We start from the raw sequence: 25080 nt of genomic DNA, 5'->3' as shown, positions 1-25080 counted from the left end.
AAACCGCAGCCCTCTCTGCCGGGAAACGATTTAGTTATGACGATGAGTGGTATCACCGCGACGACAGCGTTTGTCATAATGGCGTACCCACCAGTAACGGTCACTGATTTGCTCGTGCCCGCCCACTCTGGCTCCCGCCAACCACAGAACACCACCTACAAAAATACTGAGCACAGCACCATGTGCGAAAAACTGTGGCAGATTAAATTGCGGCAATTGGTTTAAAATAGAGTAACCAACACCCCCCACCATCACCACCAACCCTAAAGCCATGAGCACGTTACCGAGTAACGAAGCGTTTTTGCGTTTCATGTGTCACCTCCGGAACTTTGGGTTGCTACAGGGAATACCCCTAATCCTTATGTGTAAAGTATAGACAACACTGCCGTTCGCAAGTGCGGGAGCGATCACAATTACAAACACTCGCGCAACAAAACTTTACAAATAAGCTACTGAACACACTCAATTTCTAATAGTCCATTTGTGCAATTATTCAGCTTTTGGCGATTAGTACGCAGTTTTTTGTCAAGAGCAGCGTCAGACAGTAAACTACACGTCGTTTATGGAAACACTCAGGACAAAACACGTGACGATTAAATTGATTGTCGGCCTGGCAAACCCCGGCGCAGAGTATGCGGCAACGCGACACAACGCAGGCGCATGGTATGTCGATTTACTGGCAGAGAGATTACGCGCGCCACTGCGTGATGAGCCGAAATTCTTCGGCTACACCTCCAGAGTAACGCTCGAAGGGGAAGATGTCCGTTTGCTGGTACCGACCACATTTATGAATCTCAGCGGCAAGGCAGTGGGTGCGATGGCCAGTTTTTATCGTATCAACCCCGATGAAATTTTGGTCGCACACGACGAATTAGACCTGCCGCCTGGCGTGGCAAAATTTAAGCTCGGTGGCGGTCATGGCGGACATAATGGACTGAAAGACATCATCAGCAAGTTGGGCAATAACCCCAACTTTCATCGTTTACGCGTGGGAATTGGTCATCCGGGTGATAAAAACAAAGTTGTCGGATTTGTTTTAGGCAAACCGCCTGTTTCAGAACAGAAGTTAATTGATGAAGCAATTGACGAAGCGGCACGTTGTACCGAGATTTTATTCAAAGATGGCCTGACCAAGGCAACGAGCCGGTTACACACCTTTAAAGCGCAATAAGCAGCGATGTGCGGCATTTTTCTCGCGTGCTGTGTATAATAGGCAGAGTTATTTACTTTTCTACAATCTGTTTTCCATAACAGGTTGAATATCAAAAGATTAAGGTGATTTAAACATGGGATTCAAATGCGGTATCGTCGGTTTGCCAAACGTAGGCAAATCCACCCTGTTCAACGCGCTCACAAAAGCGGGTATTGAAGCGGCAAACTTCCCGTTCTGTACTATCGAGCCGAACACAGGTGTTGTCCCGATGCCCGATCCGCGTCTGGATCAGTTGGCCGAAATCGTCAAACCGCAGCGTATCCTGCCAACAACGATGGAATTCGTCGATATTGCCGGTCTGGTAAAAGGCGCGTCCAAAGGCGAAGGTCTGGGTAACCAGTTCCTGACGAACATCCGTGAAACCGAAGCTATCGGCCACGTGGTTCGCTGCTTTGAAAACGACAACATCATCCACGTTAATAACAAAGTGGATCCGGCTGACGACATTGAGGTTATCAATACCGAACTGGCGCTGTCTGACCTGGATACCTGTGAGCGCGCTATCCATCGCGTACAGAAGAAGGCTAAAGGCGGCGATAAAGACGCTAAAGCGGAACTGGCTGCACTGGAAAAATGCCTGCCACAACTGGAAAACGCTGGCATGCTGCGTGCGTTGAAAACGCTGACTGATGAAGACAAAGCGGCTATCAAATACCTGAGCTTCCTGACGCTGAAGCCAACCATGTATATCGCCAACGTCAACGAAGACGGTTTTGAAAACAACCCATACCTCGATAAAGTGCGTGAAATCGCCGCAGCTGAAGGCTCCGTGGTGGTTGCAGTTTGCGCTGCCGTTGAAGCTGACATCGCAGAACTCGATGATGCTGACCGTGAAGAATTCATGGCTGAAATGGGTCTGGAAGAGCCAGGTCTGAACCGCGTAATCCGCGCTGGTTACGAACTGCTGAACCTGCAGACCTACTTCACCGCTGGCGTGAAAGAAGTTCGTGCATGGACCATTCCTGTTGGCGCAACGGCTCCGCAGGCGGCGGGTAAAATTCATACTGACTTCGAGAAAGGCTTTATCCGCGCACAAACCATCGCGTTTGAAGATTTCATCACCTATAAAGGTGAACAAGGCGCGAAAGAAGCCGGTAAGATGCGTGCAGAAGGTAAAGATTACATCGTTAAAGATGGCGATGTGATGAACTTCCTGTTCAACGTCTAATTCGCTTCTGTTGTCTCATGCGATCTCAGTGAATCGCATGAAGACCGAAAAACCCTATAAAATCCACGCACTTGCGTGGATTTTTCTTTTCATAATGTCTCAACTCATCTCATAACAGCGTAGTCAAAAATGAGTACAGACATGAATACAATCAGTTTTCATCTTCATTTTAGGTGAGTGCAATAGCGGTCTAAGAAATAGACAAGGACTCGCTATGCTCACTGATACGCAATGCCGCACTGCTAAGCCGAAAGAAAAACTCTATCGACTCAATGACTTCAATGGTCTCTACCTCGAAGTAAAACCCAACGGCAAAAAGGCATGGCGCTATCGGTTTAAACTCAACGGTAAATCCAGCATGTTTGCGCTGGGTGAGTACCCGACGGTCAAACTTGCCGAAGCTCGCGAGAAATGCGAGCAAGCGCGTAAGCAAGTCGCAAATGGAATTAGCCCGACACAGGCTCATCAGTTAGATAAGATCCGTAAGGTCAATGACGCATCTAACACCTTTGAGCTGATCGCCAAAGAGTGGTTGCAGATGAAAGACCGGGCCGAAATTACCAAAACGCGGCGACTTGATATGCTTGAACGTGTGGTTTTCCCCGCCATCGGCAAACTTCCTATCAGGGAAATCACCCCGCACCACATTCTTAAAATTCTTCAGAAAACGGCTAAGCGCGGCGCTCCGACCGTTGCCGCTGAAGCCCGCCGCACCATTTCATCAGTTTTCGAGTTGGCAGTAGCGACACTTAGAGCTGATAGTGATCCTGTCTGGCCTGTGCGCAAGGCCCTTCCGACCAATAAGACACAGCACAAACAAGCACTGAATCCTCAGCGAATCGGAAAGTTATTAAACTGTTTTGACAATAGTCGTGGCTCGTACCAGGTTAACTACTGCATGTGGCTTATGTGGTGGACATTAGCGCGTCCTGCAGAAGCCACCGAAGCTGAATGGACAGAATTCGATCTTGATAACGCCCTGTGGACTATTCCAGCAGCACGGATGAAAGCCCGCAGAGAACACGTTATTCCCCTGCCCTCTCAAGCTGTCAAAACTCTTAGAACGCTACAAGGATTAACCGGACATCGACAGCACCTTTTTCCGGGCAGGGATAATCCGTTAGGTCCAATGACATCGCACTCGCTGCGCCAACTACTTAAAAGCCTCGGCTGGAGCGGTACTTATAGCCCACATGCAACCAGAACCACAGGAAGTACCCGCTTAAACGAGATGGGCTATCGACCTGATGCTATTGAGTCCCAACTTGCTCATGCTGACACCAACAATGTTCGTCGCACATACAGCCATGCGACTTATCTTGATGAGCGTAAAGTGATGATGCAGGAGTGGGCGGATATGTTGGACAAATGGGTAGCAGGATTCGAGTAGAACTTGCTGCACTTAGTGAACCACGAGGATAGAACTCATTCCTCAGGGTCCACTTTATGCCAGAAGCGGAACTTGCTTACATCATGCTATGTTAGTTTGCTGGGAGCAGGTCAAAGATGTTCACCGCGCCTATGCTTCAGCAACACCTTCCAGAACTTTTCAAGGAATAGAGAAATGGCTCGTAAGTATGTTTATGGTGATAAACCAATCCGCACAACAACCGCTGAGATAGTGGAAAACGAGTTTGCTGGAAAGGCTACGGCTGCTCAGGTCGATGCAATTTTAAAGAAAAGATTTCCACATTACAAAGACAATACTTATTTGAATCTGATAGTTAACGCAGTTAACTGCAATCGTAGTCACTGGAGTTTTAACAGGACTGCCAGACGAACAGATGATGCCACCCATCGCCACCATGAATATGATCGACTTTTCAAGCGCGGAAACGTTTTCGAGGTCTATGATTCCGCACTTCATGGTGTGTTTGAAATCTATGAAGCTTCAGACGGCAAATGGCTAACACGTCCGGTTAAAAGTGAGTTTGAAAAGGCCATAGAAACAGCGTCTCAACTTACCTCAGAACAACGTAGAGAGAAGCTGGCTACAGCCAACACCACGCCAGAAAGGGTCATTATAAAGAGCTATACCTTCAAGCGTAATCCCCTCGTTGTAGCAGAGGTATTAGCCTTGGCTGGAGGTAAGTGTCAAAGCTGCCTACGTGACGCACCATTCAAGCGGGAAGATGGTAGACCGTATCTCGAAGTGCATCATGTGGAGTGGCTTGCTAACGGTGGAGAGGACTCTGTTGAAAATGCTATTGCACTCTGTCCGAACTGTCACCGCGAAGCACACTACGGCACGCTTGTGTTGAAGCCAACTAACATTAAGTAGTCTTCTTATAGCCCTCAACATCTGCTCCTCGCTCATAAGGGACAACCATACTCAAATCTCCAACATTGCAGGAGATTTGAGTATGAACATGTCACCGTGGAACAAAGACCGTATCATAGGCCAAAAAAGACCACTTCAGATATCTCATATCTGGGGGATCCTAATCCGGCTTGAACTGGAAGGTAAAACGCGTGATTTAGCTCTGTTCAACATGGCCTTAGACAGTAAGCTACGAGGCTGTGATCTGGTGAACCTCAAAGTATCTGATGTTGCATATGGTAGCTCGGTTTCAAGCAGAGCTACGGTGCTGCAACAGAAAACCGGTAGCCCTGTGCAATTTGAGATAACCAAAGGGACAAGAGAAGCTGTTGCTGCATTGATAAAGCTTGGCAATTTGCACAGTAAAGACTTCTTGTTTCGGTCTCGGATCGGAACTAACCGGCACATATCAACCCGGCAATACAGCCGAATTTTTCATGGGTGGGTAGAAAAGCTTGGTCTCGAAGCTTCGCTTTACAGCACACACTCCATGAGAAGAACAAAACCTTACCTGATCTACAAGAAAACCAAGAATCTTCGGGTGATCCAACTTCTGTTGGGCCATAGGAAACTGGAAAGCACAGTCCGTTATCTGGGCATTGAAGTCGATGATGCGTTAGAGATCTCTGAATCGATTGAAGTCTAAGGTTGTCAGGGCTGCAACAGCAGCCCTGTGCCAATGGCAGACTGGCAACGAACGAATCAGAGAGCAGATGCCGTTCTTACTACAAAACAGTGGTCAAATTTCTTGACCAATCCCAGGAAAGAAATCTTCAGCAACTCTATTAAATTGCATTAGTCAATCCTGAAACTGAAAGCCTGCATCGATAATAGATCCATATAGAGTATTTACCAGCCCAAAAGCCCTAACGGCACAATATGGTTGTGGAATACCTCAGTGGGATGAAACAAAGGAAACAAAGCAATTCAATACCCGGCTAACCTCACGATTTTTAAGCCATATCATCATAGTATTGACATTACCAATGTGAGGAGTAATAGAGTGGCACCGTATGGGGAAGCTCGTTTCATACTGTTTGACGACGCTCTCAGGCAATAATGCAATGCCCATTCCGGCACTTACGCAACCAAGTATTGCCTGAAAAGAACCAAACTCCAGCGGGTCGTCATAATCGACATTTTGTAGCCGTAACCATTGCCCAAGCCGGGAACGATAATTACATCCTTTCACAAAGACGAGCGGCCTTGTCACCTCCAGATCGGCTCCCGTCACGACATCACCATGCTCTGCGGCCGTAACCAGAACCAGGGTTTCCTGACACAGCACCTGCGTTTGTAGCCTTGAATTGTCTACGTGCAACGCCTTGTGGTCAGCGACGAAGGCAATTTCAAGTTCACTATTCTGGATCTGACGAACTAACACATCTGTCGGTGACGTTTTTAAGTTTAATTCTACGGAGGGCATTTCACGGTGGAAGTTTGCCAGCAAAGCAGGAAGTCGGACGGCGGCAGTGGTTTCCATTGCGCCAATGCGCAGAGGGCCAGCCACTTTCGTTCCCTGCATAGACAACTCGGCTTCGTCTAAAAGCGCGAGGATTTTGTTAGCGTAACGCAGAAGCAGTTCACCTTCAGGGGTGATGTGAAGACGATTCTTCTCGCGAACAAACAACGAAACATCCAGGCTGGACTCCAGTTGCTTGAGCCGCGTCGTGACGTTTGAAGAAACGCAGTGCAGATTACGGGCTGCTGCGGTGATAGAGCCGGTTTCCGCGACGGTTTTAAACAAATTTAATGAGGTACTGTTCATCGTGTCTGTCACTCAAAGTGAAGGTTTTCGTCATTTTTATTAACTTTTTATTATCATTTCTTTATGTAACATAACAATCAAATCTGATTGACATATTGAGCCTGAAAAATGGATCTTGATCACAATGTTATTGGCCATCGCCAGTTGAGCACGGCTGTCTTCGGTATGATTGTTTTAACGCTGGGGATGGGAATTGGTCGGTTTTTATATACTCCGATGCTGCCGGTCATGTTGCATGAAGGCATTTTTAATTTTTCGCAATTATCGTTAATCGCAAGCGCGAATTACGCCGGATACCTGGTTGGCAGCCTCCTGTTCTCGTTTGGTATTTTTGGTGGCCTGAAGAATATCAAAACGATGTTAATTTGTGCTGCATTAGTCACCGGCCTGCTTATTTTTGCGATGGCAGTAGTCACGCACCCTGATATAGTAATTGTTATTCGATTTATCGCCGGTGTTGCCAGCGCAGGCATGATGATATTCGGGTCGATGCTTATGCTACAGCATACCCATAATCCGTTTGTCATTGCTTCTTTGTTTGCCGGCGTCGGGGTGGGTATTTTTATAGGCAATGAATATGTTATAGCCGGTATCGCATATGCATTAAATGCAAAGCTACTATGGATCGGCGCGTCAATCATTTCAGCTGTACTCTTCATCGCGCTGATTATCTTGCTGCCTGCAAATAAACACGTTCTACCTCCTCAGAAAAAAGCTTCGTCATCCGAGCCGAACATCCAGTGGTGGAATTTAGCATTGTTATATGGACTGGCAGGCTTCGGTTATATCATTGTAGCTACTTATCTCCCTTTAATGGCCCGGGGAGTGGGTAATGAATTTCTGGCCAACCATATCTGGTCTATTGTTGGCCTTGCCGTTATCCCAGGATGCTATGGTTGGTTATGGGCTGCACGCAAGTGGAGCATATTGTCCTGCCTGAGTGTTAACTTAATTGTGCAGGCGAGCTGCGTTGTGATGGCCTCGTTTATCCATTCCCCGCTTTTATTGACCTTGAGTTGTATTGGCTTTGGTGCAACTTTCATGGGAACCAGTTCTCTCGTTATGCCACTCGCGAAAAAGATTTCTGCACCACAGAAAATTAATCTTCTGGGTCTGGTGACGTTAACATATGGCATTGGGCAAATTGCCGGGCCATTAATCGTGAGTGCGTTTCAGAACAATAAAAACGGGATGACTATTTCAATATTATCTGGCGCTTGTGCGTTATTTATCGCAGCAGGGATTAGCTATGTTCAACACAGCAAAGTTAAATACTCTCAAAGTTGGAGCAAAGAATGAGAAAGACAACCGTTGCTATTATAGGAATGGGGCCTCGGGGGCTTAGTATTCTGGAAAGGATTTGTGCTCAGCATGCACAACGTAAACAGAATGAACATATTAATATTGTTATCGTTGATAAAAATGCGATGGGTGTAGGTGCGCACAGTTTATCGCAGCCCGACCATTTATTGGTTAACACCGTTGCTTGCCAGATAACATTATTTGGTGATGCGACGGTAAAAAATGCCGGATCTTTCCGTTCAGGGCCATGTTTTCATCAGTGGGCTAATGAGCAGGGCTATAAAAATGTTGATGGCCGTTATTTAAAAGACGTGGCTGGCAAACCAATTGACGCCAACGATTATTTACCTCGTCGATTATTAGGTGAATACTTAAATTGGTTTTATCACGAAATTATCAAAAGTTTGCCTGACAATATCTCGGTTACACAGATAAATCAGCAGGCCAACAACATTCTGATTCAGGACGATGCGAAGTCTATTATTGTCTTGGAAGACAGTCAGCGTGTGGTGGCCGATTACGTCTATTTAACCACTGGTCACAGCGACAACGCCAAAACGTTTGACGATCATCTTGTTGAACGATTTATTGCCAATAATTATAAGAAAAATGAACGCCTGGACTACTATTCGACTCCTTATCCAATAAATAATTTGAATAAAATAACAGCGGAATCAAATGTGATTGTTCAGGGTATTGGTCTGACTGCCTATGATGTCATTTCGCAACTCACTATCGGCAGGGGTGGAAAATTTAGCCGGGAAGATGGTGAGCTTCGCTATCATCCTTCCGGAAAAGAACCGGGTATTTTTATCTATTCACGTAAGGCTCTACCTTTTAGCAGTCGCGGCGCGAATCAAAAAGGCGTTTCTGGGCAGTACTCCCCACGCTTCTTAACGGCAATGGCTATCAGAGAATTGCGGTTGAAAAATGTGTTTGATAAAGGATCTTCAAAAATCGATTTTCTTGAACAAGTTTTCCCCTTACTGCATAAAGAAATGTGTTATGCCTATCGTTCAACCCTAAATGGGCAGTGGTTAGATGCTGGCTCTTATGAACCGAGCGCTGAAGACATCGCGGTAATTGACAGTGTGCTTTATCCACATCAATCGCAGGAACATCTGAGTTTAAAGGATTATACTCAATGGTTTATGTATTTCCTGCGTAAAGATCTCCAGGAGTCTGAGGAGGGCAATGTCCATGGCCCGATCAAAGCGGCGACAGACATTATTCGTGATGTCAGGGATATTTTACGAGAAGCGATTGATAATTCAGGGCTTGAATCGCGGTCACATCAGTATTTCCTTGAGCATTTTAATCCTATTTTTAACCGCATTGCCGTTGGCCCGCCGAAGTTAAGAAATGAACAACTATTAGCATTAATGGAAGCGAATGTGGTGAGTCTGGCCGGTGGTAAAGATTCAAGGTTAGTATTGAACGACTGCGAAGGAAAATTCGAAGTTCACTCACCTTTTAAAGAAGAGAGTACTGAGATTCAGGCTGATGTTTTAATCAAGGCGAAAATTGCCAGTTTTTCGCCACTACATGACGCTTCACCGTTAATCAGAAATATGACAGCCAATGGTATTGTTCGTCCATTTATGAATGAGGGGTATCACCCGGGTGGGCTGGATATCGATCAATGCCAGCATCCTATTAATCGCATGGGGGAAGCGCAGACGGCTTTTTGGGTGCTGGGCAATCCTGCGGAAGGCGCGAATTTTTACACCTACGTCCTGCCACGTCCGCTGGTTAATTCAAGATTCCTGGTTGATGCAGGCCGTTGTGTCGCAGATATGTATCATCAAATGATGGTGCGGCAGGCTCAGCCAGAGGTAGCGATAAATGCAGACTGAGCAAATCCAGGCCCGTGGCAAGGCGTGGCAATCATTGCAACCTGCGTTAGCGATAACATCATTGCTGGTATTTCTGTTCGCTTGTGCGTTGACGGATAAACATGCGGCGATGTCGGCAATTGCGGGAGTTACCGCCGTGCTCTACTTCGCATCGACATTTGCTTTCTGGTCAAAAAAATCATCCGCCAGAAGTGGTGTGATTATTTTTCTCTGCTCGATGATGTTTCTTCTTGCTACAAACAACCTGAAAGGCATTGCGCTCCCTGCAATTTTTTCGCGATATTTTGATGTGATTTTACTGCTTGTTGGTATTGCCTTATTACGACAAGTCATGGCCTCTCTTAATTTTACAGCTGTTCTGGGAGGATATTTTTCGCGTAGAAAAACATCGAACATGACTTTTGGGGTTACGTTATTGACGGCGTTCTTAACATGGCCAATGAGTCTGGGGGCAATATCATTGCTGCTCGATGGCCTCAAGTCAGTTATTGGGCCAAGATTCAACCTGGCAAAGATTATTACGCGCACCGTATGCATTACGATGGTACTGATGCCAACCACCATCGGCGCTGCTGCCGTTTGGGCGGCAATGCCTGACGTACCGCATCTTAAGGCGATGCTGGTGGGTATCCCTCTCTTTTTATTCAGTATCTTGTTCAACCAAAGCGCAAAAGTGACGGTAATCGCTGAAAACGAGACGGTGACACCCAGCCCTGATGGGATGCGGTATATCCTGCTATGTGTAGGTCTGTTCTGGGGAGTATTCATTTTTTCATTAACGGTACTGAATCTTAATTCACTGCAAAGTATTGCCTTTACAGCAGTCGTGCTCTTTGTTGTCGATCATTTGATTAAAAAGGATAAACCCTGGGCTGAGCAATTAACTGAATCAGCACAGAATATATCCGGTGAGGTATTGTTGCTTTTAAGCTGTAGTGTGTTGACCTCAGTTTGTTGGCTGCTTTTTTCCCATGTACCTGAGGGTATCACTGCTTATGTTGGCGGGCTGACAACGTTGCAGATCTACGCGATTATTTTGTTCATCGTACCGCTTTTTGGTTTATTAGGTATCCATCCACTGATTATCTTTAGTATCGCATGGTCGATATTTTCTGATTATCTTACGGGGGGGATGGTTGATTATCAGATATGGATTTGCTTATTTATTGCAACTCAGCTTATTTCTCCCGTATCGATCAATGCTATTTTCGCCGCAAACAGTCTGAATGTATCACCCAGTAACACCAGTTTTAAAATGCACTACGGTTATGTTCTATCGTTTAATCTCTTTGCACTTGTTTATCTTGGTGCAATGTCAAAAATTATCTAATAAAAGGAGTTCATATGCCCTACGTAAATATTAAAATTACTAATGAAGGTGCTACCGATCAGCAAAAGAAAAAATTAATGGAGGGAGTGACACAACTATTGGTTGATGTCCTGAATAAAAACCCCAGCACAACCATCGTGGTCATTGATGAAGTGGAGACTGATAACTGGGGAATTGGTGGCGTGCCAGTGACGGAGTTACGTAAAAAAAGCAAGTAGAGTGATTTAAAAAGTAAGGAGCCTGCCTCCTTACTTTTGCCCATAGATTATCAGTATAAAAGAGTCTGCAATATTATTTATTGTTGGATATGCATTTTATATCTTATAAGTAGACTGCTCAAACTACCGTATTAAGGACGTTATCTATGCACGCCTATCATCATATTCGACTGGGGAAGACTTCAGCGAAAGTCAAAAATAGTTTTGATGAATTACTACCCGATCCATGGCTTAAGGCTGAAGATGGTATTTTTCGGTTCAGAAGTTACATGCAGGCCAGGGCCGGACGTGAAAAGTATTTTGATCTGTGCGCAGTGGGTGAGTTTTTTCAAGCGGAAAAACTGAACAATTACGCTGGCGGTATTGCAAGAAAATACCCAGAAATAAAACAAGACGTTGCTGAAGAAGTGATGAATCTGGTGTTTCGTAAGCTTTTGCCATTGCTTCCAGACACGACTTACAATATTGGCATTCATCAAATAAGAATAACGACAGATGACCGAAGGCCTGGATATCCCGCTCCAGAGGGTATTCATAAAGATGGTTTTAAGTACATTGCAATCTATTGCAGCGAAATTGAGAATGTGACTGGTGGAGAAACCACGCTTATTCCTAATCATGATGGGGGCAATGATGCCTCTACGTTCAAACTGCATGCGGGCGATGCAGTAATATTCAATGATGTGAATTATCAGCATTATACCGCGGCAGTGGTTCCTTTGTTGCCAGGAAAAGGTTATCGGGATGTATTTGTCATTACATTTGATATTGAATGAGAAAAACAATGAATATCTTGCTGTGTCCACCAAAAATTATTTTTCAGCACTCACGTGAAGAGTGGCAGTCATTGCAATCAGTGGCCCCGGTTCTGATTGCAACGTGCGCAAGCCAGATCGATAATATTCTTGATCATATGGGGGCAGGTTTTTCTTTCCTTTTTTATGAAAACTTTAATGATAATCCCTTCGTGGAAATGGATATTTACCACTACGCCCAGGACAATAAAGCAACGGGTATCTTTTACCTCGCCGAAATCGATGTTCTGAGGGCCGCGCGAATCAGCGATCGTCTGGGTTTGACACACGACCGTGAAAAAAAGGCCATGTTCTTCCGTGATAAATTTATGATGAAATCGCTTGTTCAGTCTCATCAGTTACCGGTTCCTGCTATGGCACGCGTCGACAGTGCGACTGCGATGGCGCGATTCATTGCCGAACAGGGATATCCCTGCGTCATCAAACCTAATGATGGGCGTGGATCACAGGGCGTGGTGGTTCTTAAAAATGAAGGCCAGCTTTATAAATATCTGGCGCAGGTTAAGCCGCCAGAGTATCACAATCTGCTCATTGAAAAATTTATCGAAGGCGAAGCTTATCAAATTAATGCGTTGTATTTAAAAGGAAAGGCGATATTTGTTTCTGCATCTCGTGCAACCGTCTCCTGCCTGGATTTTCTATCCGGGAAAACATTAGGTCTGGTTATGGAAGATGACACGCCGCTGCATCGTAAACTGATTGCCTACACCAAATATCTTGCTGAAGAGGTTTTTCCAACGGAAGAAAACGCATTGCTTCACCTTGAAGTTTTTGTTGATAAAGATAACAACATTATTTTTGGCGAGCTTGCTTGCCGATTAGGTGGCTGCTTTGTCAATGAAGAATTAGGGGCCGCTTTTGGTCTTGATCCTCGAATGACCTGGCTTAAAGCCAGTTTATGCGAAATCTATCCGCAGGATTTATCGCAAAGACAACCCGTTTTACGGGTTGGCCAATTAAATGTGCCGCCTGCACAGGGCACGCTCCTCTCTATTGCGGAAAAATGTCCACTGCCTTTTGTGGTTAAATATCGGGCAACAGGTGTCGTCGGCCGCCAATATGACGCGATGAAATTAACAAATGGCGAGATCGTGAGTGCTATTGTTCAAGCGGAGTCCAGCCGGGAAATACACGAACGTCTTGATGCATTGACCCAATGGGTTGCTGAAAATACCCTTTGGGTTAACGAAACCGTTCACTGAGTATTTAACACTCCCGGTAGCCAGGAGAAAGGTGTATGAAATTATTGTTAGGTTTTGCTCTTTGTATCCTGGCTGGGTTGGGTTTTACCTATTGCAACGTTCCGTTAGGTATGATGTTTGGCCCCCTTATTACCGTGCTGGTGTTAAAACGTACCGGTCTTTCTGTGCCAGTACTGCCGGGCAGCCTGACGGTGATTCAACTCTCTCTTGGTACGTCAATTGGTCTTTTATTTCGCGATTTTTCTTTTGGGGCGCAAGGAAATATCGCATTTTTACTGGTGTTGTTATTAGTATGCTTATCCCTGCAATTCACCGCATGCTACTTGTGGTGTATTCACCGATTACGCTGGAGTAAGGAAGAGGCGTTATTGGGCGCCGTTCCGGGGGCAATGGCAGCGGTATTAGCGCTAGCGTCCCATGTTAAAACGCCGCCGCAAAAAATTATCATTTCGCACTCGCTACGGCTCATCACATTGACCTTATTTGCCGGATATATTACCGGCGGTGCGCAAACCCATATGGCCATGCCGCCTGTATTGTTTGCAACGACTAATGTGCTCTGGCTATTGGGTATTGTCTTTGCGGGCTATGTGTTGGGCAAATGCCTTGAACGCTTCCACTTTCCTGCGCCCTTTATGATCACGTCGTTGCTTTGTGCAGCACTCCTGCACCCTTTGTCATCTCAGACTGTGTTTTTTCCCGATATTTTCAATCAGTTCAGTATGATCCTGATGGGCATATTACTGGGGCATCATTTTATTGCGTTTACGTTGACTGCATTTTTGCGTCATCTTTGGTCTTCAATACAGCTCATTGCTATTGGACTGGGTGTGACGGTCATGATGGCATTTACAGCGGCGCATCTTCTGGATTATCCATTTTATGTATTGATGCTCTCCTGGGTTCCCGGGAGCGTGGAATCAATGTCCTTTGCGGCACTGGCGCTTAACGCGAATGCGAGTTTTGTGATGGCAAGCCATATTATACGCATGTTGCTCATCCAAACGATCCCTGCAATAGTTATCTACCGCAAAAGAGAGGTTATAGAAGGTAATAGCGCTAAAACCAGTAAGCCGACGAGGCCGCTGTAGGGGGTTATGACCTCAGTTATGAGCATAACGTTCGTTGCGAATTTTATACAGCTCATCATGAACAGCCCGTAGGTGGACAGGGAGATCATTCCGCTGGAGAACGCAAGTGCCATTGCTTTTGGCGAACAAACGTGCGTAGCTGACCACAAAAGCGGTTGTTAACATCTCCTGTTCCATCATCGATTCAGTAGTGATTTCAAACTTGGTCGTACGAAGCCGACGATAAATGTAACTAAGGCTTGTTGTAGTAGGTATTACCTTTATAAGTCTAAATAAAATTTGTCGTCTCATGAGGTTTCATTGAATCTCATGTAAATCACAAAACCCCATAAAATCCACGCAATTGCGTGGATTTTTCATTTCACAATGTCTCAATTCATCTCGTAACAACGCTGTCAAAAATGAGTACATGAATGAGCACAACATTCTGCCATCTTCATTTTTAGTGGGTTCGATAACGGTATAATAAACAAACAAGGCCCCGTTAGGTTCACTGATACGCACTGCCAAGGCGAAAGAAAAACTCTATCGTCTCAATGACTTCAACTCGCTGAGCAGGCTGATGAACTGACCATCCTCCAGAAGGCCGCGACATACTTCGCGAAGCGCCTGAATGGCCTGCGGCCTGAGGATGACCTGGATGTGCCTGCAGGCCTGAGGAAATTGCCCAATAAAATCATTGTTATCTCTTACACATCCGGTCCTTATGTGCTGTATGCGAAACAGTGAAAAACCACAAAGCCCCGCGTAGCCTGCAAGGCTTTGTTATCTGGTGCGTTACGTCATCTGACGAGCAATATACCCTGCCCCTTTGATCGCCAGTTGGGCGATCTCGTCTTTATCACAGATAAAATGGACCGGGTTCTCAAGTCCATATCGGCTGCGCCATAAAGAACGATACATTTCGCAGCGCTGCCGCTTGCCTGTCAGCACAATGTCGCCTTGCAGAGAAAAGCCTAAACGCTCGGCCTCATCAAAAAGTTTCATGTCATCCGCCGCCAGCGCCGCCTGACAAAAAAATGTTCTTTCGACTGCGGTGCACGGCAACGAGAACTCGATAAAACGCGTAAACAGCAGCGTACGCAGAAGGCCCGCATGATGCACGCTATCACAGGCATATTGCAGGATGTCCGCCGAGAAAAAATCGTCATCCTCTTCTTCCAGCATACTGGCGCCAATAAACGTCTCTTTTTTCACCGCCGCATAAACCTGCCCGCTTAGACTGGTAATACTGCCGGCGATTCTTCCCTGCGCGTCAATGTGGATAAGTTTGGTTGTTGAACCCAGTTCGATCATCGTCAGCGGCAGGTTCCTGTAAATCGACGTCATCAGCCCCACGGCCTGAGTCTCTTCCCCGCGCATCAGGTCGATATCCCGCAGGCTGGACCAGCTACGATCCGCCTGCGCATTTTTGATACCAGGGACAAAACGGATCTCCAAATCCAGAGGCAGTATTGCGGGATCTTTAACCTTCACCACCCGGGAGACAAGCTGCTCAAGGCTCACCGGAGCGGTGATATGCGGTATCTCCAGCAGCCCGAGGTTAGAGGTGATCATTCCCGAGGCAATCGCAAAACGCACATCACCAGTCGTCAATTGGTTAGCGCGCAGCAGTTCATTTATCCCTGCGGCAATGGCGTCTCTGAAATCCCCCTGAGAACGGGCCTTCCCGGAGTTAACGCCAACAGCGAGGAGATGTTCAGCAACGATCTCCTCTTCGCGTAACAAATAGAGCCGGGTCTGGGTTGAACCGCTGTCAATGATAATAATCATAAGCTTGCTCCTGAGGCGGTGGCGTGGGTTTAGAGGCTTTGCTGATAAATGGCGCGAATCTCATCGGCGTCAGGCACGCGGGGATTATTCGCAAGCACGACACGCATCGTGGTAGTGGCATTGCCAATAAACCAGTCGAAATGTTCCTCTTTAACGCCCAGAGAGCTGAGCGACGGCAGCATATTGACGTAGCCCAGCAGCGAACGCACCGCATCAATACTGCTTCTCGCCGCTTCTTCTTCGGTCATATTGAGGGTATTCACGCCAAGCGCTTTGGCGATAGCGGCGAATTTTTGCGGCGCGCTTTGCCAGGTGAATTCCATAAAGGCCATGTAAATGGCGGCAATGCCTTCGGCATGTACGACATCAAGCAACCCGCCCATCGGGTGCTGCAACGCATGGGGCAATGTCGTCCCGGCACAATCAATCGCCATACCCGCCAGCGAACTGGCAAAAGTGACTTTTTCCCACGCCTCAATATTGGTGGCATCGTCATAAACCTGCGGTAAATATTTGCCAATCAGCTCAAGCGCCTGTAATGAAAGCATTTCGCTCATCGGATGGGCATTTTTCGAAATAAATGACTCCAACGAATGAAACAGGACATCTGCTCCCGGACCGGCAATAACGCGCCGGGGTAACGTCAGCATTAATAAAGGATCAATAATTGCCGCCTTCGGATAAATCAGCGGATTCACCAGCCCTTTTTTGTCATTGGTTTGTGGATTCGTAAATACCGCCGTTTTATTCGCTTCGCTGCCCGTGCCTGCGGTAGTCGGAATTAACACTACCGGTAGCGCCGAATCAGCCGGAGTTTGTCCAAATACATAGTCCCAAATTCCTCCGCTATTACAGGCCATAAAGGCAATGCCTTTTGCCATATCCATCGCGCTTCCCCCGCCAATGCCGACAATCACATCGCATTGCTGTTCACGGGCGAACGCAGCCCCTTCATCGACAAGGGTTGAAAGCGGGTTCTGCATGAAACGATCAAAACAGACGGACGTCACGCCCGCCTGCGTCAATACATCAACCAACGCCGCCAACTGCCCCGTGGGCTTCGCACTATCTGAAGCAATGATCAGCGCCTTTTTGCCGTATTGCGCGGTAATTGTTCCCGCCTGTGCCAGTTTCCCCTGGCCAAAATAGAAATTAACCGGATTAACGAAATTAAATCCTGACATAATTTTTCCCTTATGGTGTGAATTCACGATGAAGTTAATGCGGCGCGCGATGCCCATTAATAATCAGCCATTCGCCTGAACGAGAAGCTACTCAATACGCATCACCGACAGTCCAAAATATATATTTCACCCTGAACCTCAATTGTGATTACTATCGCTTTATTCACCCTAATAATCCCTATATATGAAACACGAGTTTATAATGTGGTATTGTGTGAGCGAATTCATATTTCCAGTTAATTGACTATGGAAATATACCGCCATCAAATAAGCGACTAGGCGGAAATTATCATGACCTCCTCTCCTTCGACTGTGAACGGTGTACAAACGTTACTGCGCGGACTGGCTGCCATCGAAGCGGTTGCCGCAGGACATCATGATTTACGCGCAATCAGTCAGCACATTTCCGCACCGCGCAGTACAACGCATCGTCTGATCAGCGCCCTGGTCGCTCAACGATATTTGCGACAAATTTCTAGCCGGGGCTATTTTCTCGGGCCAAGACTGATTGAGCTGGGCGGCGCATCGCTTGCCGGTTATCCGCTACGCATCGCCGCCCGCCCGCTGCTCGAAGCGCTGGCTCAGCTCACTCAGGACACCGTTCATCTCGGTATTCGCGAGCAAGGCGACGTGTTGTATATCGATAAAATTCCCGGTACCCGCGGGCTGGAGATGCGCTCGCGCGTTGGGCACCGTATGCCGCTGTTTTCGACTGGCATTGGCAAAGCGCTGATGCTCGGCGCGACGATGGCGGAATGGCAGCACTTTTATCGACTGCATAATCCCGGCGCGGACGCCGGTTCCTTTATTCGCAGCATGCACCATTACGCTGAGCGCGGTTACACCCTGGATCTGGAAGAGAACGAGCTCGCCATCCGCTGCGTGGCGGCACCGATTCGGGATGCCGGAAATCATGTTGTCGCCGCTATTTCCGTCGCCAGCATCGCCCCCTACATGCCGGATGAACGCATGCAGGAGCTCAGCGGCATCGTAAAACGTTACGCTGAGGACATTTCCGCAGAGCTGGGCTGGGTGGCACATCGAACCTCTCTGATTTATCCCTTCGTCTCTACGCATGCAAAAGGATCCTGATATGACTGCATTGATCGCCCTGGATTGGGGAACCAGCGCGCTACGCGCCTACCGCTTAGCCGCAAACGGTACCGTGACTGCACGGCGGGAACTTCCCCACGGCATCATGAAATTACCCGACGCGCCCAATCGGCTGATGAGCTTTCGTCTGGCCTTCGACCTGGCCTGCGCAGACTGGCTGGCAGCCGATCCCGCCTGTCCGGTTATTGCCAGCGGCATGATTGGCAGCGCCCAGGGCTGGCAGCCCGCGCCCTATTTGCCTGCGCCCTGCGATGCTCGTCAGTTGGCGGAGCAGTTAACCCGCGTCGATGTCGATGACCAGCGCTGCTTCTATATCATTCCAGGCGTTCAGCAAACGAACCTTTTGCCGGAAGTGATGCGTGGAGAAGAAACCCAGGTGTTCGGCGCAATCGCGGGTGATGAACGCCTGCGTGATGTTCAGGCCAGCGGCAGAGAATCGCTGATTGCCCTGCCCGGTACACATTCAAAATGGGTGAGCGTCACGCAGGAGAAAATTGACCGCCTGCGTACGTTTATGTCGGGGGAACTTTACGATGTGCTGCGCCACCATTCGATACTGGGGCTGACGATGCAGCCCCCTGAAGCTCCTGACTGGCAGGCTTTTGCTGAAGGCATCCGCGTCGCCCGCCAGCAGCCAGGCAATTTGCTCGGCTCTCTCTTTTCGGTACGCACCCGGCTCCTTTGTCAGCAGCTATCGCCGCAACAACAGCCGGACTATCTCTCGGGTCTCCTGCTGGGCAATGAGCTTGCCATCGCGCTGGATGGGATCTCCGCCGATACCGACATCACCTTAATTGGTTCGCAGCCGTTGTGTCAGCGCTACCAGCGCGCCATGGCGATTTTTGAATGCCGCAATCCGGTGTATATCGCTCCCGGAGCGGCGGAACAGGGAATGTGGCATGTAGCGCGTTACGCCAGTCTTGTGGCCTGATTTCCCGTTGACCTTTTTCTCGACCAACACCAGGAACTGACTATGGATTTTATCACCACGCTACGTCAAACCGGTCTGATTGCCATTCTGCGCGGTATACCGCCCGAACAGGTTGAAGCCGTCGGAGCCGCCCTGTATGAACAGGGATTCCGCATCATCGAAGTCCCGCTTAATTCGCCTGAACCCTTGCTGAGTATTTCACGTCTGCGTCGTATTTTACCTTCGGACTGTTGGGTGGGCGCTGGAACGGTGATGACCGTGACTCAGCTGCATGACGTGGCGCAAAGCGGCGGCCAGCTGATTATCTCTCCCCATACCGATCCGGTATTAATTGAAGAGACAAAGCGCGCGGGATTGATAAGCCTCCCCGGGGCGGCGACGCCAGGCGAGGCTTTCAGCGCGCTGGCGAAGGGAGCGGATGCGGTGAAACAGTTTCCCGCTGAGGCGATCCCTCCCGTCGTGGTGAAAGCGTGGCGCGCCGTGATCCCCGCGGCGATCCCGCTGCTGCCCGTTGGTGGAATCACACCGCAGGCAATATCCGACTATCGCGCTGCCGGAGCCAGTGGATTCGGCCTTGGCGGCGCGCTTTACCAACCAGGTATGACAGCAGAGCAAGTGGCCAGTCGCGCCGCTGACTTCGTGACCGCCTGGAGAACGTCCTCGCCCCTTAATACATAAAAAGAACCAAACGGAGTTGACTATGAAAATTCAAAAATTTACCTCTGGATTATTAACCTCGCTGTTAGCCGCCAGTTCATTACTGCTGGCAAGCCCGACTCAGGCGGCAGATTATCCTACGCGCCAGATAGAGCTGATCGTCCCCTTCGCCGCTGGCGGCGGCACCGATCTGGTGGCGCGCGCATTTGCTGAAGCCTCTAAACCGCACTTTCCGGTCGGCGTTGGCGTCATTAATAAGCCTGGCGGAGGCGGCGCAATTGGTTTTAGCGAGCTTGCTGCATCGCGCCCTAACGGCTACAAGCTGGCGATGGGCACCGCCGAACTGACTATCCTGCCCTCTCTGGGAATGGTGAAGTTTAAAACGGAGGACTTTACTCCACTGGGTCTGTTCAATATGGAACCCAGCGCCGTGACCGTTAAAATCGACGCACCATGGAATACGCTGGAAGAGTTCCTCGCCTGGGCGAAAGAGAATCCGGGCCAGGTCAGGGTAGGCAACTCAGGAACGGGCGCAATCTGGCATCTGGCAGCCGCGTCGCTGGAAGATAAAACCGGCGTGACCTTCAACCACGTTCCTTTCGATGGCGCGACGCCAGCCGTCACCGCGCTTTTAGGCGGGCACATTGAAGCCGTTACGGTGAGCACTGCGGAGGTCCTCAACCAGGTTGAGGATGGCAAGCTGAAAACACTGGCCGTAATGAGCACTCAACGTGACGCCAACATGCCTGACGTCCCCACGCTTCAGGAAAAAAACATCGATCTGTCGATCGGCGCATGGCGTGGGCTGGTTATCTCCAGCAAAACCCCGCAAAACGTGATCGATTTTCTGACCACCGCTATCGCCGCCACTGCCGATGAACCCTCTTTCAAGGAAGCGTTAGCCAAAATGCGCCTCAACTATGTCTGGCTCGATCGTGCTGAATTCCAGGCATTGCTTGAAGAGCAGCAGCGCGATTTCTCCGTCACCATCGAAAAACTGGGCCTCGGTCAAAAATAACGGTGACGTCCGGCCAGCCTCCTCTGGCCGGATAGTCCTCATGGGAGTCGTTTATGGTTGAAAATCCGTTAACTCCGACAACGCCGCCGCCAGCGTCTACGGCAGAACGACAATGCTACATTTTGGTCGCTCTGCTGCTGTGTCTGATCGCCGTAGTGGTGCTGGCGATTGCCAAAAGCTTTCCTGCAACGTCCATTTCTACGGATATCGGGGCGGGCGCATTTCCTTCGGTTTATAGCTGGTTGCTGATTATTCTCTCGTTGATCTTAATTGCTGGTCAGTTTTCTGGTACCACGCTACGCCGGCTGATGGTTCTACCCACTCGCCCCACTCAGGGGTTTGGACGCTGGACGGGGCCGTTTTGTACCGTCGTCACCTGCGTGGCATACCTCTACGCCATGCAGCTTTTTGGCTACCTGGTCGCAACGGTACTTTTTATGATGCTGATTATGAAAATCTCCGGTATCCAACGCTGGTGGGTTAATGGGCTGCTGGCCATCGTGCTCTCCATTACGCTGTATATCCTCTTTTCGCTGGCGCTTAACGTTCCGCTGCCGGAAAGCAGCCTCCTGGAATCGCTGACTCTGGAGTAATTATGTCCCAATTTGATCTTATTCTCGGCGGCGTAAATAGCTTGCTGGCCCACCCGGAAGCCATTTTATTTTCAATGATTGGCGTCTGGCTTGGCATCCTGGTGGGCGCGTTACCGGGCCTGACTGTCACCATGAGCGTTGCCGTAATGCTGCCTTTTACCTACGGCATGGATCCGATTTCTGGCTTACTGATTATCTCCGGCGTCTTTTTTGGTGGCGTTTATGGTGGTTCGATTATTGCCATTCTGCTCCGGATCCCCGGCACGCCAGCCGCCGCGGCAACGGCGATTGACGGCTATGAACTGACGAAAAAAGGTCAGGCCGGTGTGGCGCTGGGCACGGCGACTTTCTCCTCTTTTTTCGGCGGCACCCTCAGCATAATCGTGCTGATGTTCCTCTCGCCGATTCTGGCCGAGGTGGCGCTAAAATTCAGCGCCGCAGAGACGTTTGCGCTGGCCGTTTTCGGCTTAAGTATTATTGCCAGTATTTCCGGTGAATCGCTGATTAAGGGGCTGATCGCTGGCGTTGGTGGTTTGCTGGTCGCGACCATTGGCCTCGATCCGATGGGCGGATTTCCGCGTTTCACCGGCGGTTTTGTCGAGCTGATGAATGTGCCTTTTATCCCGGTGATGATTGGCCTGTTCGCCACTGCAGAAGTGCTTAAGTCGCTGGAAAAAGACGAGGTAGTGAGCAAGACGGTGCAGTACGCTATTGGTCGAATCATTCCGCCGTGGTCTACGTTCAAACGTCTTATTGTCACACTGCTGCGCTCCTCCGGTCTGGGGGTGTTTATTGGCATGATTCCCGGCGCGGGGGCGGATATTGCCGCTTTCGTTTCTTACAATGAAGCGAAGCGCTTTGCCAGGCCGGAAGATCAGTTTGGCAAGGGTGAACTCAAAGCGGTTTCGGCCTGTGAAGCAGGCGCTAATGGCTGCACGGGCGGCGCGCTGTTACCTATGCTGACGCTGGGGATTCCTGGTGACGCCACGACGGCGGTAATGCTGGGCGCGCTGACGCTACAGGGAATGCAGCCCGGGCCTCGACTATTTACCGAACACAGCGACACGGTGTATATGCTGTTTGTCGGAATGCTGTTTTGCTATCTGATGCTGCTTATTCTTGGCCTGGTTTCCGTTCGTTTCATCGCCAAAATGATCAACATTCCCAAGAGCGTCCTGACTCCGCTGATCCTCGCACTGTGTATCGTCGGCACCTATGCTCTGAACAACAGCATGTTTGACGTCGGCATTATGCTGGTCGCGGGCGTGATCGGCTATTTCATGCAAAAAGGCGGTTTCCCGGCATCTCCTGTCGTGCTGGCACTCATCATGGGGCCTATGGCGGAAAGTAACTTCCGTCGCGCGATGTCGCTGTCCAACGGGAGTTTTGATTTCATTTATACCCGTCCCATCACCGCCACGCTCCTGCTATTGGCGATGCTGACTCTGTTTGGCCCAATGGTACGCAAGGCCATAGCCGCAAGACGCGCACGTAAAAATCAGTTGCTCTCCTGAATGAGCAGAAACGGGCAGAAAATCCGTCACTGTTACACGGAATTTCTGCCCGCGGTGGCGAAATCACGGCGCGGTTACATTTTTATCGCACAGAATCGGTTATTGTTATCGTACTGATCTTAAACATGAATATGACCACTGTATCAGGGTGAATTATGGATGCTCAACCTACCGAAATTACGGGAGTACAAACCCTACTGCGCGGTCTTGCTGTTATTGATGCCGTCGCGTCAGGATGTCGGGATTTACGCAGCGTCGGCGAGTTTACCGGAACCAGTAAAAGCACAACCCATCGGCTGCTCAGCGCGCTGGTACAACAGCGTTTTCTTCGCTTCACTCACCACGATGGCTATGCGCTCGGCCCACGCTTAATTGAGCTGGGCACCCGTTCACTGGAAAATACGCCGCTTTATCCTCTGGCGCGCCCCTTCCTGCAACAGCTGGCGGATTTTACCCGCGACACGGTTCATCTGGGGCAACGGGAAGGCGCGGAAGTCCTGTATATCGATAAAATTCCAGGCCAGCAGGGACTGGAAATGCGCTCGCGTATCGGGCATCGCATGCCGCTGGTGCTGACCGGCATTGGCAAAGCGCTGTTACTCGACGCGGATGAATCCGAATGGCGTCAGCTTTTTTTAGCCCATGGCGAATTATGTCATCTCCCGGACTTCCTCGCCCGGATGCGCGGCTACGCCGACGCAGGCTTCGCGTTCGATCTTGAAGAAAATGAGCCGACGATTCGCTGCGTGGCGGCTCCGGTTTACGATGCCGGAAACCATGTGGTCGCGGCCATCTCCGTCGCCAGCACGGTCATCTATATGCCGGACGCACGCATGCAAGAACTCGTCCCTCACGTCAAAGAGTGCGCTAAAAAAATATCGCTGGAACTGGGCTGGCGCGCCCCTTCTTTTACCCCGTAATCCCACCGCTTAATGTCAACATCCTTGAATGTTAACGAGCGCATATCGATTGCAGCTATGTCGTCTGTTGCTGTCCCGCGAGTAGAGTGCCCCACTGCCGGGTTCTCCAACATGCAGGTTCGAAAACACACTCTTTTTCGTGCAAGTGAAGGATCGTTGCCAGCCGCGAATGTCCTTTTAGCCTCCTGACGCTGACTTCTGGCTTCAGCCAGAGAAACATCGGGGTAAACGCCAATAGCTGACAGGAATAATGAATAATACCGATCGGCACGATCGACAGAATCGATTATGAACAAGCAAATGCTTTATCGTCGGACGTGGAAAACTAATCGAAAAAGAAGGACCAGACACAGCGGCAACGTGGAAAACGGTGTGTGTAGCAGCCTACAAGGCCTGGCGGTCAATCTATTTTTGACGCAAAGAAACTAAGGTGAACTATCAGAGCAGGTTATCATTCAGATAAGCAGAATAGATTTTTTGTTTATAATTTATTATGTTAGCTTAAATTAAGACGCGGGATCGTACTCATCCTGGCTGCAATTCTGGTCTTATCTAATAGCACCACGCGTGCGGGAGGAAAAAATGAGTCAACCTGTTTATCAGAATATCGCGCAGGAAACTAAAACCTCCCTGGATGAATGCTTTGCTCAGCGGGTGATTCCTCTGGAGCAGCAGTATCTCGCCGGGCTTCAGGCGCTGAGAACAACACTTTTCGGTCAGCAGGAAATGGCTGAGCTTTCACCCGTGCAGCGTGACGAGCTGACCGCCTGGGTTGACGAACTCGATCGTCGCATCATCACCTACCAAACATTGTGCACCAAATATCTGAACGCCCTTAACTCTGAGCAGCAGCGTGAATTAATGACCTTTATGCTCTTCGGCGATACCCGGACAGCACGGGCACAGAAGAATATCCAGGAACATATACAGCTGCGCAGCGAAGCCGTGAGCAGAATCAACGAGCGGCTGGCCGATCTGCACTCTCCTGAAGCGCTCGAACGTCAGCTTCAACAGCGGCTGGAAAAAGAAATCCACATCCGCCGTTTTCTTGACGAATCCACCCACTATCGCCCTGTGCGTAAAACAGGCTGAAC

The 25080-nt window shown here is 49.0% G+C and carries 24 protein-coding genes and 1 pseudogene; 20 read left to right on the top strand and 5 right to left on the bottom strand.

Going from position 1 to position 25080, the window contains the following annotated elements:
• Positions 1-30: 30 nt before the first annotated feature.
• Complete coding sequence (gene ychH, locus ABIE10_RS01555; RefSeq protein ID WP_016153301.1) at positions 31-312, bottom strand: stress-induced protein YchH; 282 nt, start codon at positions 310-312, stop codon at positions 31-33.
• Positions 313-586: 274 nt separating this feature from the next.
• Between ychH and pth the strand changes: the two genes are divergently transcribed.
• The 5 genes from pth (at position 587) to ABIE10_RS01530 (ending at position 5347) form a co-directional block, all read left to right on the top strand.
• The gene (gene pth / locus ABIE10_RS01550) at positions 587-1171 is read left to right on the top strand and encodes an aminoacyl-tRNA hydrolase (protein WP_016153302.1); all 585 of its coding nucleotides are present in this window, start codon (positions 587-589) and stop codon (positions 1169-1171) included.
• Between the two features lie 115 nt (positions 1172-1286).
• Positions 1287-2381 (top strand): redox-regulated ATPase YchF, encoded by a 1095-nt coding sequence (ychF, locus tag ABIE10_RS01545; protein WP_016153303.1) that lies wholly within the window; start codon positions 1287-1289, stop codon positions 2379-2381.
• A 214-nt stretch (positions 2382-2595) separates the two neighbouring features.
• On the top strand, positions 2596-3771 hold the full coding sequence (locus ABIE10_RS01540; protein WP_429154488.1) for a tyrosine-type recombinase/integrase: 1176 nt from the start codon (positions 2596-2598) through the stop codon (positions 3769-3771).
• Positions 3772-3945: 174 nt separating this feature from the next.
• Positions 3946-4662, top strand: a complete 717-nt coding sequence (locus ABIE10_RS01535; protein ID WP_429154487.1) for an HNH endonuclease — start codon at positions 3946-3948, stop codon at positions 4660-4662.
• A gap of 82 nt (positions 4663-4744) precedes the next feature.
• Positions 4745-5347 carry a site-specific integrase gene (locus ABIE10_RS01530; RefSeq protein WP_429154486.1) on the top strand — a complete coding sequence of 201 codons (603 nt, stop codon included), beginning with the start codon at positions 4745-4747 and terminating at the stop codon, positions 5345-5347.
• 249 nt (positions 5348-5596) lie between these two features.
• Here the strand turns inward: ABIE10_RS01530 and ABIE10_RS01525 are convergent, their stop codons facing one another.
• Entirely contained in the window at positions 5597-6469 is an 873-nt protein-coding gene (locus ABIE10_RS01525) for a LysR family transcriptional regulator (RefSeq protein ID WP_047498027.1), read from the bottom strand.
• Between the two features lie 108 nt (positions 6470-6577).
• Here ABIE10_RS01525 and ABIE10_RS01520 point away from each other — a divergent pair, with 108 nt between their 5' ends.
• From ABIE10_RS01520 to ABIE10_RS01490, 7 genes are all read left to right on the top strand, one after another.
• Positions 6578-7768: an MFS transporter gene (locus tag ABIE10_RS01520; RefSeq protein ID WP_141875238.1), complete on the top strand. Its 1191-nt coding sequence runs from the start codon at positions 6578-6580 to the stop codon at positions 7766-7768.
• On the top strand, positions 7765-9627 hold the full coding sequence (locus ABIE10_RS01515; RefSeq protein WP_429154482.1) for an FAD/NAD(P)-binding protein: 1863 nt from the start codon (positions 7765-7767) through the stop codon (positions 9625-9627). Before ABIE10_RS01520 ends, ABIE10_RS01515 begins: the two co-directional genes overlap by 4 nt.
• On the top strand, positions 9617-10957 hold the full coding sequence (locus ABIE10_RS01510) for a hypothetical protein (RefSeq protein ID WP_429154480.1): 1341 nt from the start codon (positions 9617-9619) through the stop codon (positions 10955-10957). Before ABIE10_RS01515 ends, ABIE10_RS01510 begins: the two co-directional genes overlap by 11 nt.
• Before the next feature lie 14 nt (positions 10958-10971).
• Positions 10972-11175: a tautomerase family protein gene (locus ABIE10_RS01505; RefSeq protein WP_016152960.1), complete on the top strand. Its 204-nt coding sequence runs from the start codon at positions 10972-10974 to the stop codon at positions 11173-11175.
• A gap of 146 nt (positions 11176-11321) precedes the next feature.
• Positions 11322-11951: a 2OG-Fe dioxygenase family protein gene (locus ABIE10_RS01500; protein ID WP_016156404.1), complete on the top strand. Its 630-nt coding sequence runs from the start codon at positions 11322-11324 to the stop codon at positions 11949-11951.
• An 8-nt stretch (positions 11952-11959) separates the two neighbouring features.
• A complete protein-coding gene (locus ABIE10_RS01495; protein WP_016156403.1) occupies positions 11960-13192 on the top strand; it encodes an ATP-grasp domain-containing protein in 1233 nt (410 codons plus the stop codon).
• Between the two features lie 35 nt (positions 13193-13227).
• A complete protein-coding gene (locus ABIE10_RS01490; RefSeq protein ID WP_016152957.1) occupies positions 13228-14283 on the top strand; it encodes an AbrB family transcriptional regulator in 1056 nt (351 codons plus the stop codon).
• Between the two features lie 777 nt (positions 14284-15060).
• Here ABIE10_RS01490 and ABIE10_RS01485 read toward each other — a convergent pair.
• Both ABIE10_RS01485 and ABIE10_RS01480 read right to left on the bottom strand, forming a co-directional pair.
• Entirely contained in the window at positions 15061-16056 is a 996-nt protein-coding gene (locus tag ABIE10_RS01485; protein WP_153690297.1) for a 2-dehydro-3-deoxygalactonokinase, read from the bottom strand.
• A gap of 29 nt (positions 16057-16085) precedes the next feature.
• Entirely contained in the window at positions 16086-17240 is a 1155-nt protein-coding gene (locus ABIE10_RS01480) for an iron-containing alcohol dehydrogenase (protein ID WP_047499097.1), read from the bottom strand.
• 291 nt (positions 17241-17531) lie between these two features.
• On the opposite strand from ABIE10_RS01480, the gene ABIE10_RS01475 reads away from it, so the two are divergent.
• From ABIE10_RS01475 to ABIE10_RS01445, 7 genes are all read left to right on the top strand, one after another.
• Entirely contained in the window at positions 17532-18332 is an 801-nt protein-coding gene (locus ABIE10_RS01475) for an IclR family transcriptional regulator (protein ID WP_016153306.1), read from the top strand.
• 1 nt (position 18333) lies between these two features.
• Complete coding sequence (locus tag ABIE10_RS01470) at positions 18334-19284, top strand: 2-dehydro-3-deoxygalactonokinase (protein ID WP_429154474.1); 951 nt, start codon at positions 18334-18336, stop codon at positions 19282-19284.
• 42 nt (positions 19285-19326) lie between these two features.
• Positions 19327-19962, top strand: a complete 636-nt coding sequence (locus ABIE10_RS01465; RefSeq protein ID WP_103777286.1) for a 2-dehydro-3-deoxy-6-phosphogalactonate aldolase — start codon at positions 19327-19329, stop codon at positions 19960-19962.
• Positions 19963-19984: 22 nt separating this feature from the next.
• Positions 19985-20959, top strand: a complete 975-nt coding sequence (locus tag ABIE10_RS01460) for a Bug family tripartite tricarboxylate transporter substrate binding protein (RefSeq protein WP_016153309.1) — start codon at positions 19985-19987, stop codon at positions 20957-20959.
• Positions 20960-21012: 53 nt separating this feature from the next.
• Positions 21013-21552, top strand: coding sequence for a tripartite tricarboxylate transporter TctB family protein (locus tag ABIE10_RS01455; protein WP_429154470.1), 540 nt, complete (start codon positions 21013-21015; stop codon positions 21550-21552).
• Between the two features lie 2 nt (positions 21553-21554).
• Complete coding sequence (locus ABIE10_RS01450) at positions 21555-23066, top strand: tripartite tricarboxylate transporter permease (protein WP_016153311.1); 1512 nt, start codon at positions 21555-21557, stop codon at positions 23064-23066.
• Positions 23067-23221: 155 nt separating this feature from the next.
• Positions 23222-23986 (top strand): IclR family transcriptional regulator, encoded by a 765-nt coding sequence (locus ABIE10_RS01445; protein ID WP_047389881.1) that lies wholly within the window; start codon positions 23222-23224, stop codon positions 23984-23986.
• Positions 23987-24120: 134 nt separating this feature from the next.
• Here the strand turns inward: ABIE10_RS01445 and ABIE10_RS01440 are convergent.
• Positions 24121-24231: pseudogene (locus tag ABIE10_RS01440) on the bottom strand (Arm DNA-binding domain-containing protein); the annotation flags it as partial.
• Between the two features lie 337 nt (positions 24232-24568).
• Between ABIE10_RS01440 and ABIE10_RS01435 the strand changes: the two are divergent.
• The gene (locus ABIE10_RS01435; RefSeq protein WP_429154466.1) at positions 24569-25078 is read left to right on the top strand and encodes a hypothetical protein; all 510 of its coding nucleotides are present in this window, start codon (positions 24569-24571) and stop codon (positions 25076-25078) included.
• Positions 25079-25080: the final 2 nt, after the last annotated feature.

The sequence above is a fragment of the Citrobacter sp. 506 genome, from assembly GCF_050434985.1.
Taxonomy (GTDB): Bacteria; Pseudomonadota; Gammaproteobacteria; order Enterobacterales; family Enterobacteriaceae; genus Citrobacter; species Citrobacter braakii.
This window is presented reverse-complemented; position numbering and strand designations above follow the sequence as displayed.

Excerpts from the sequence above, each read along its gene's own strand:
- ABIE10_RS01490 (WP_016152957.1), top strand. The coding sequence starts at position 13,228 with ATGAAATTATTGTTAGGTTTTGCTCTTTGTATCCTGGCTGGGTTGGGT.
- ABIE10_RS01515 (WP_429154482.1), top strand. The coding sequence starts at position 7,765 with ATGAGAAAGACAACCGTTGCTATTATAGGAATGGGGCCTCGGGGGCTT.
- ABIE10_RS01455 (WP_429154470.1), top strand. The coding sequence starts at position 21,013 with ATGGTTGAAAATCCGTTAACTCCGACAACGCCGCCGCCAGCGTCTACG.
- ychH (WP_016153301.1), bottom strand. The coding sequence starts at position 312 with ATGAAACGCAAAAACGCTTCGTTACTCGGTAACGTGCTCATGGCTTTA.
- ABIE10_RS01510 (WP_429154480.1), top strand. The coding sequence starts at position 9,617 with ATGCAGACTGAGCAAATCCAGGCCCGTGGCAAGGCGTGGCAATCATTG.
- ABIE10_RS01500 (WP_016156404.1), top strand. The coding sequence starts at position 11,322 with ATGCACGCCTATCATCATATTCGACTGGGGAAGACTTCAGCGAAAGTC.
- ABIE10_RS01435 (WP_429154466.1), top strand. The coding sequence starts at position 24,569 with ATGAGTCAACCTGTTTATCAGAATATCGCGCAGGAAACTAAAACCTCC.
- ABIE10_RS01535 (WP_429154487.1), top strand. The coding sequence starts at position 3,946 with ATGGCTCGTAAGTATGTTTATGGTGATAAACCAATCCGCACAACAACC.
- ABIE10_RS01480 (WP_047499097.1), bottom strand. The coding sequence starts at position 17,240 with ATGTCAGGATTTAATTTCGTTAATCCGGTTAATTTCTATTTTGGCCAG.
- ABIE10_RS01460 (WP_016153309.1), top strand. The coding sequence starts at position 19,985 with ATGAAAATTCAAAAATTTACCTCTGGATTATTAACCTCGCTGTTAGCC.
- ABIE10_RS01540 (WP_429154488.1), top strand. The coding sequence starts at position 2,596 with ATGCTCACTGATACGCAATGCCGCACTGCTAAGCCGAAAGAAAAACTC.
- ABIE10_RS01470 (WP_429154474.1), top strand. The coding sequence starts at position 18,334 with ATGACTGCATTGATCGCCCTGGATTGGGGAACCAGCGCGCTACGCGCC.
- ABIE10_RS01520 (WP_141875238.1), top strand. The coding sequence starts at position 6,578 with ATGGATCTTGATCACAATGTTATTGGCCATCGCCAGTTGAGCACGGCT.
- ABIE10_RS01465 (WP_103777286.1), top strand. The coding sequence starts at position 19,327 with ATGGATTTTATCACCACGCTACGTCAAACCGGTCTGATTGCCATTCTG.
- ABIE10_RS01505 (WP_016152960.1), top strand. The coding sequence starts at position 10,972 with ATGCCCTACGTAAATATTAAAATTACTAATGAAGGTGCTACCGATCAG.
- ABIE10_RS01450 (WP_016153311.1), top strand. The coding sequence starts at position 21,555 with ATGTCCCAATTTGATCTTATTCTCGGCGGCGTAAATAGCTTGCTGGCC.
- ychF (WP_016153303.1), top strand. The coding sequence starts at position 1,287 with ATGGGATTCAAATGCGGTATCGTCGGTTTGCCAAACGTAGGCAAATCC.
- ABIE10_RS01525 (WP_047498027.1), bottom strand. The coding sequence starts at position 6,469 with ATGAACAGTACCTCATTAAATTTGTTTAAAACCGTCGCGGAAACCGGC.
- ABIE10_RS01495 (WP_016156403.1), top strand. The coding sequence starts at position 11,960 with ATGAATATCTTGCTGTGTCCACCAAAAATTATTTTTCAGCACTCACGT.
- ABIE10_RS01445 (WP_047389881.1), top strand. The coding sequence starts at position 23,222 with ATGGATGCTCAACCTACCGAAATTACGGGAGTACAAACCCTACTGCGC.
- ABIE10_RS01485 (WP_153690297.1), bottom strand. The coding sequence starts at position 16,056 with ATGATTATTATCATTGACAGCGGTTCAACCCAGACCCGGCTCTATTTG.
- ABIE10_RS01475 (WP_016153306.1), top strand. The coding sequence starts at position 17,532 with ATGACCTCCTCTCCTTCGACTGTGAACGGTGTACAAACGTTACTGCGC.
- ABIE10_RS01530 (WP_429154486.1), top strand. The coding sequence starts at position 4,745 with ATGAACATGTCACCGTGGAACAAAGACCGTATCATAGGCCAAAAAAGA.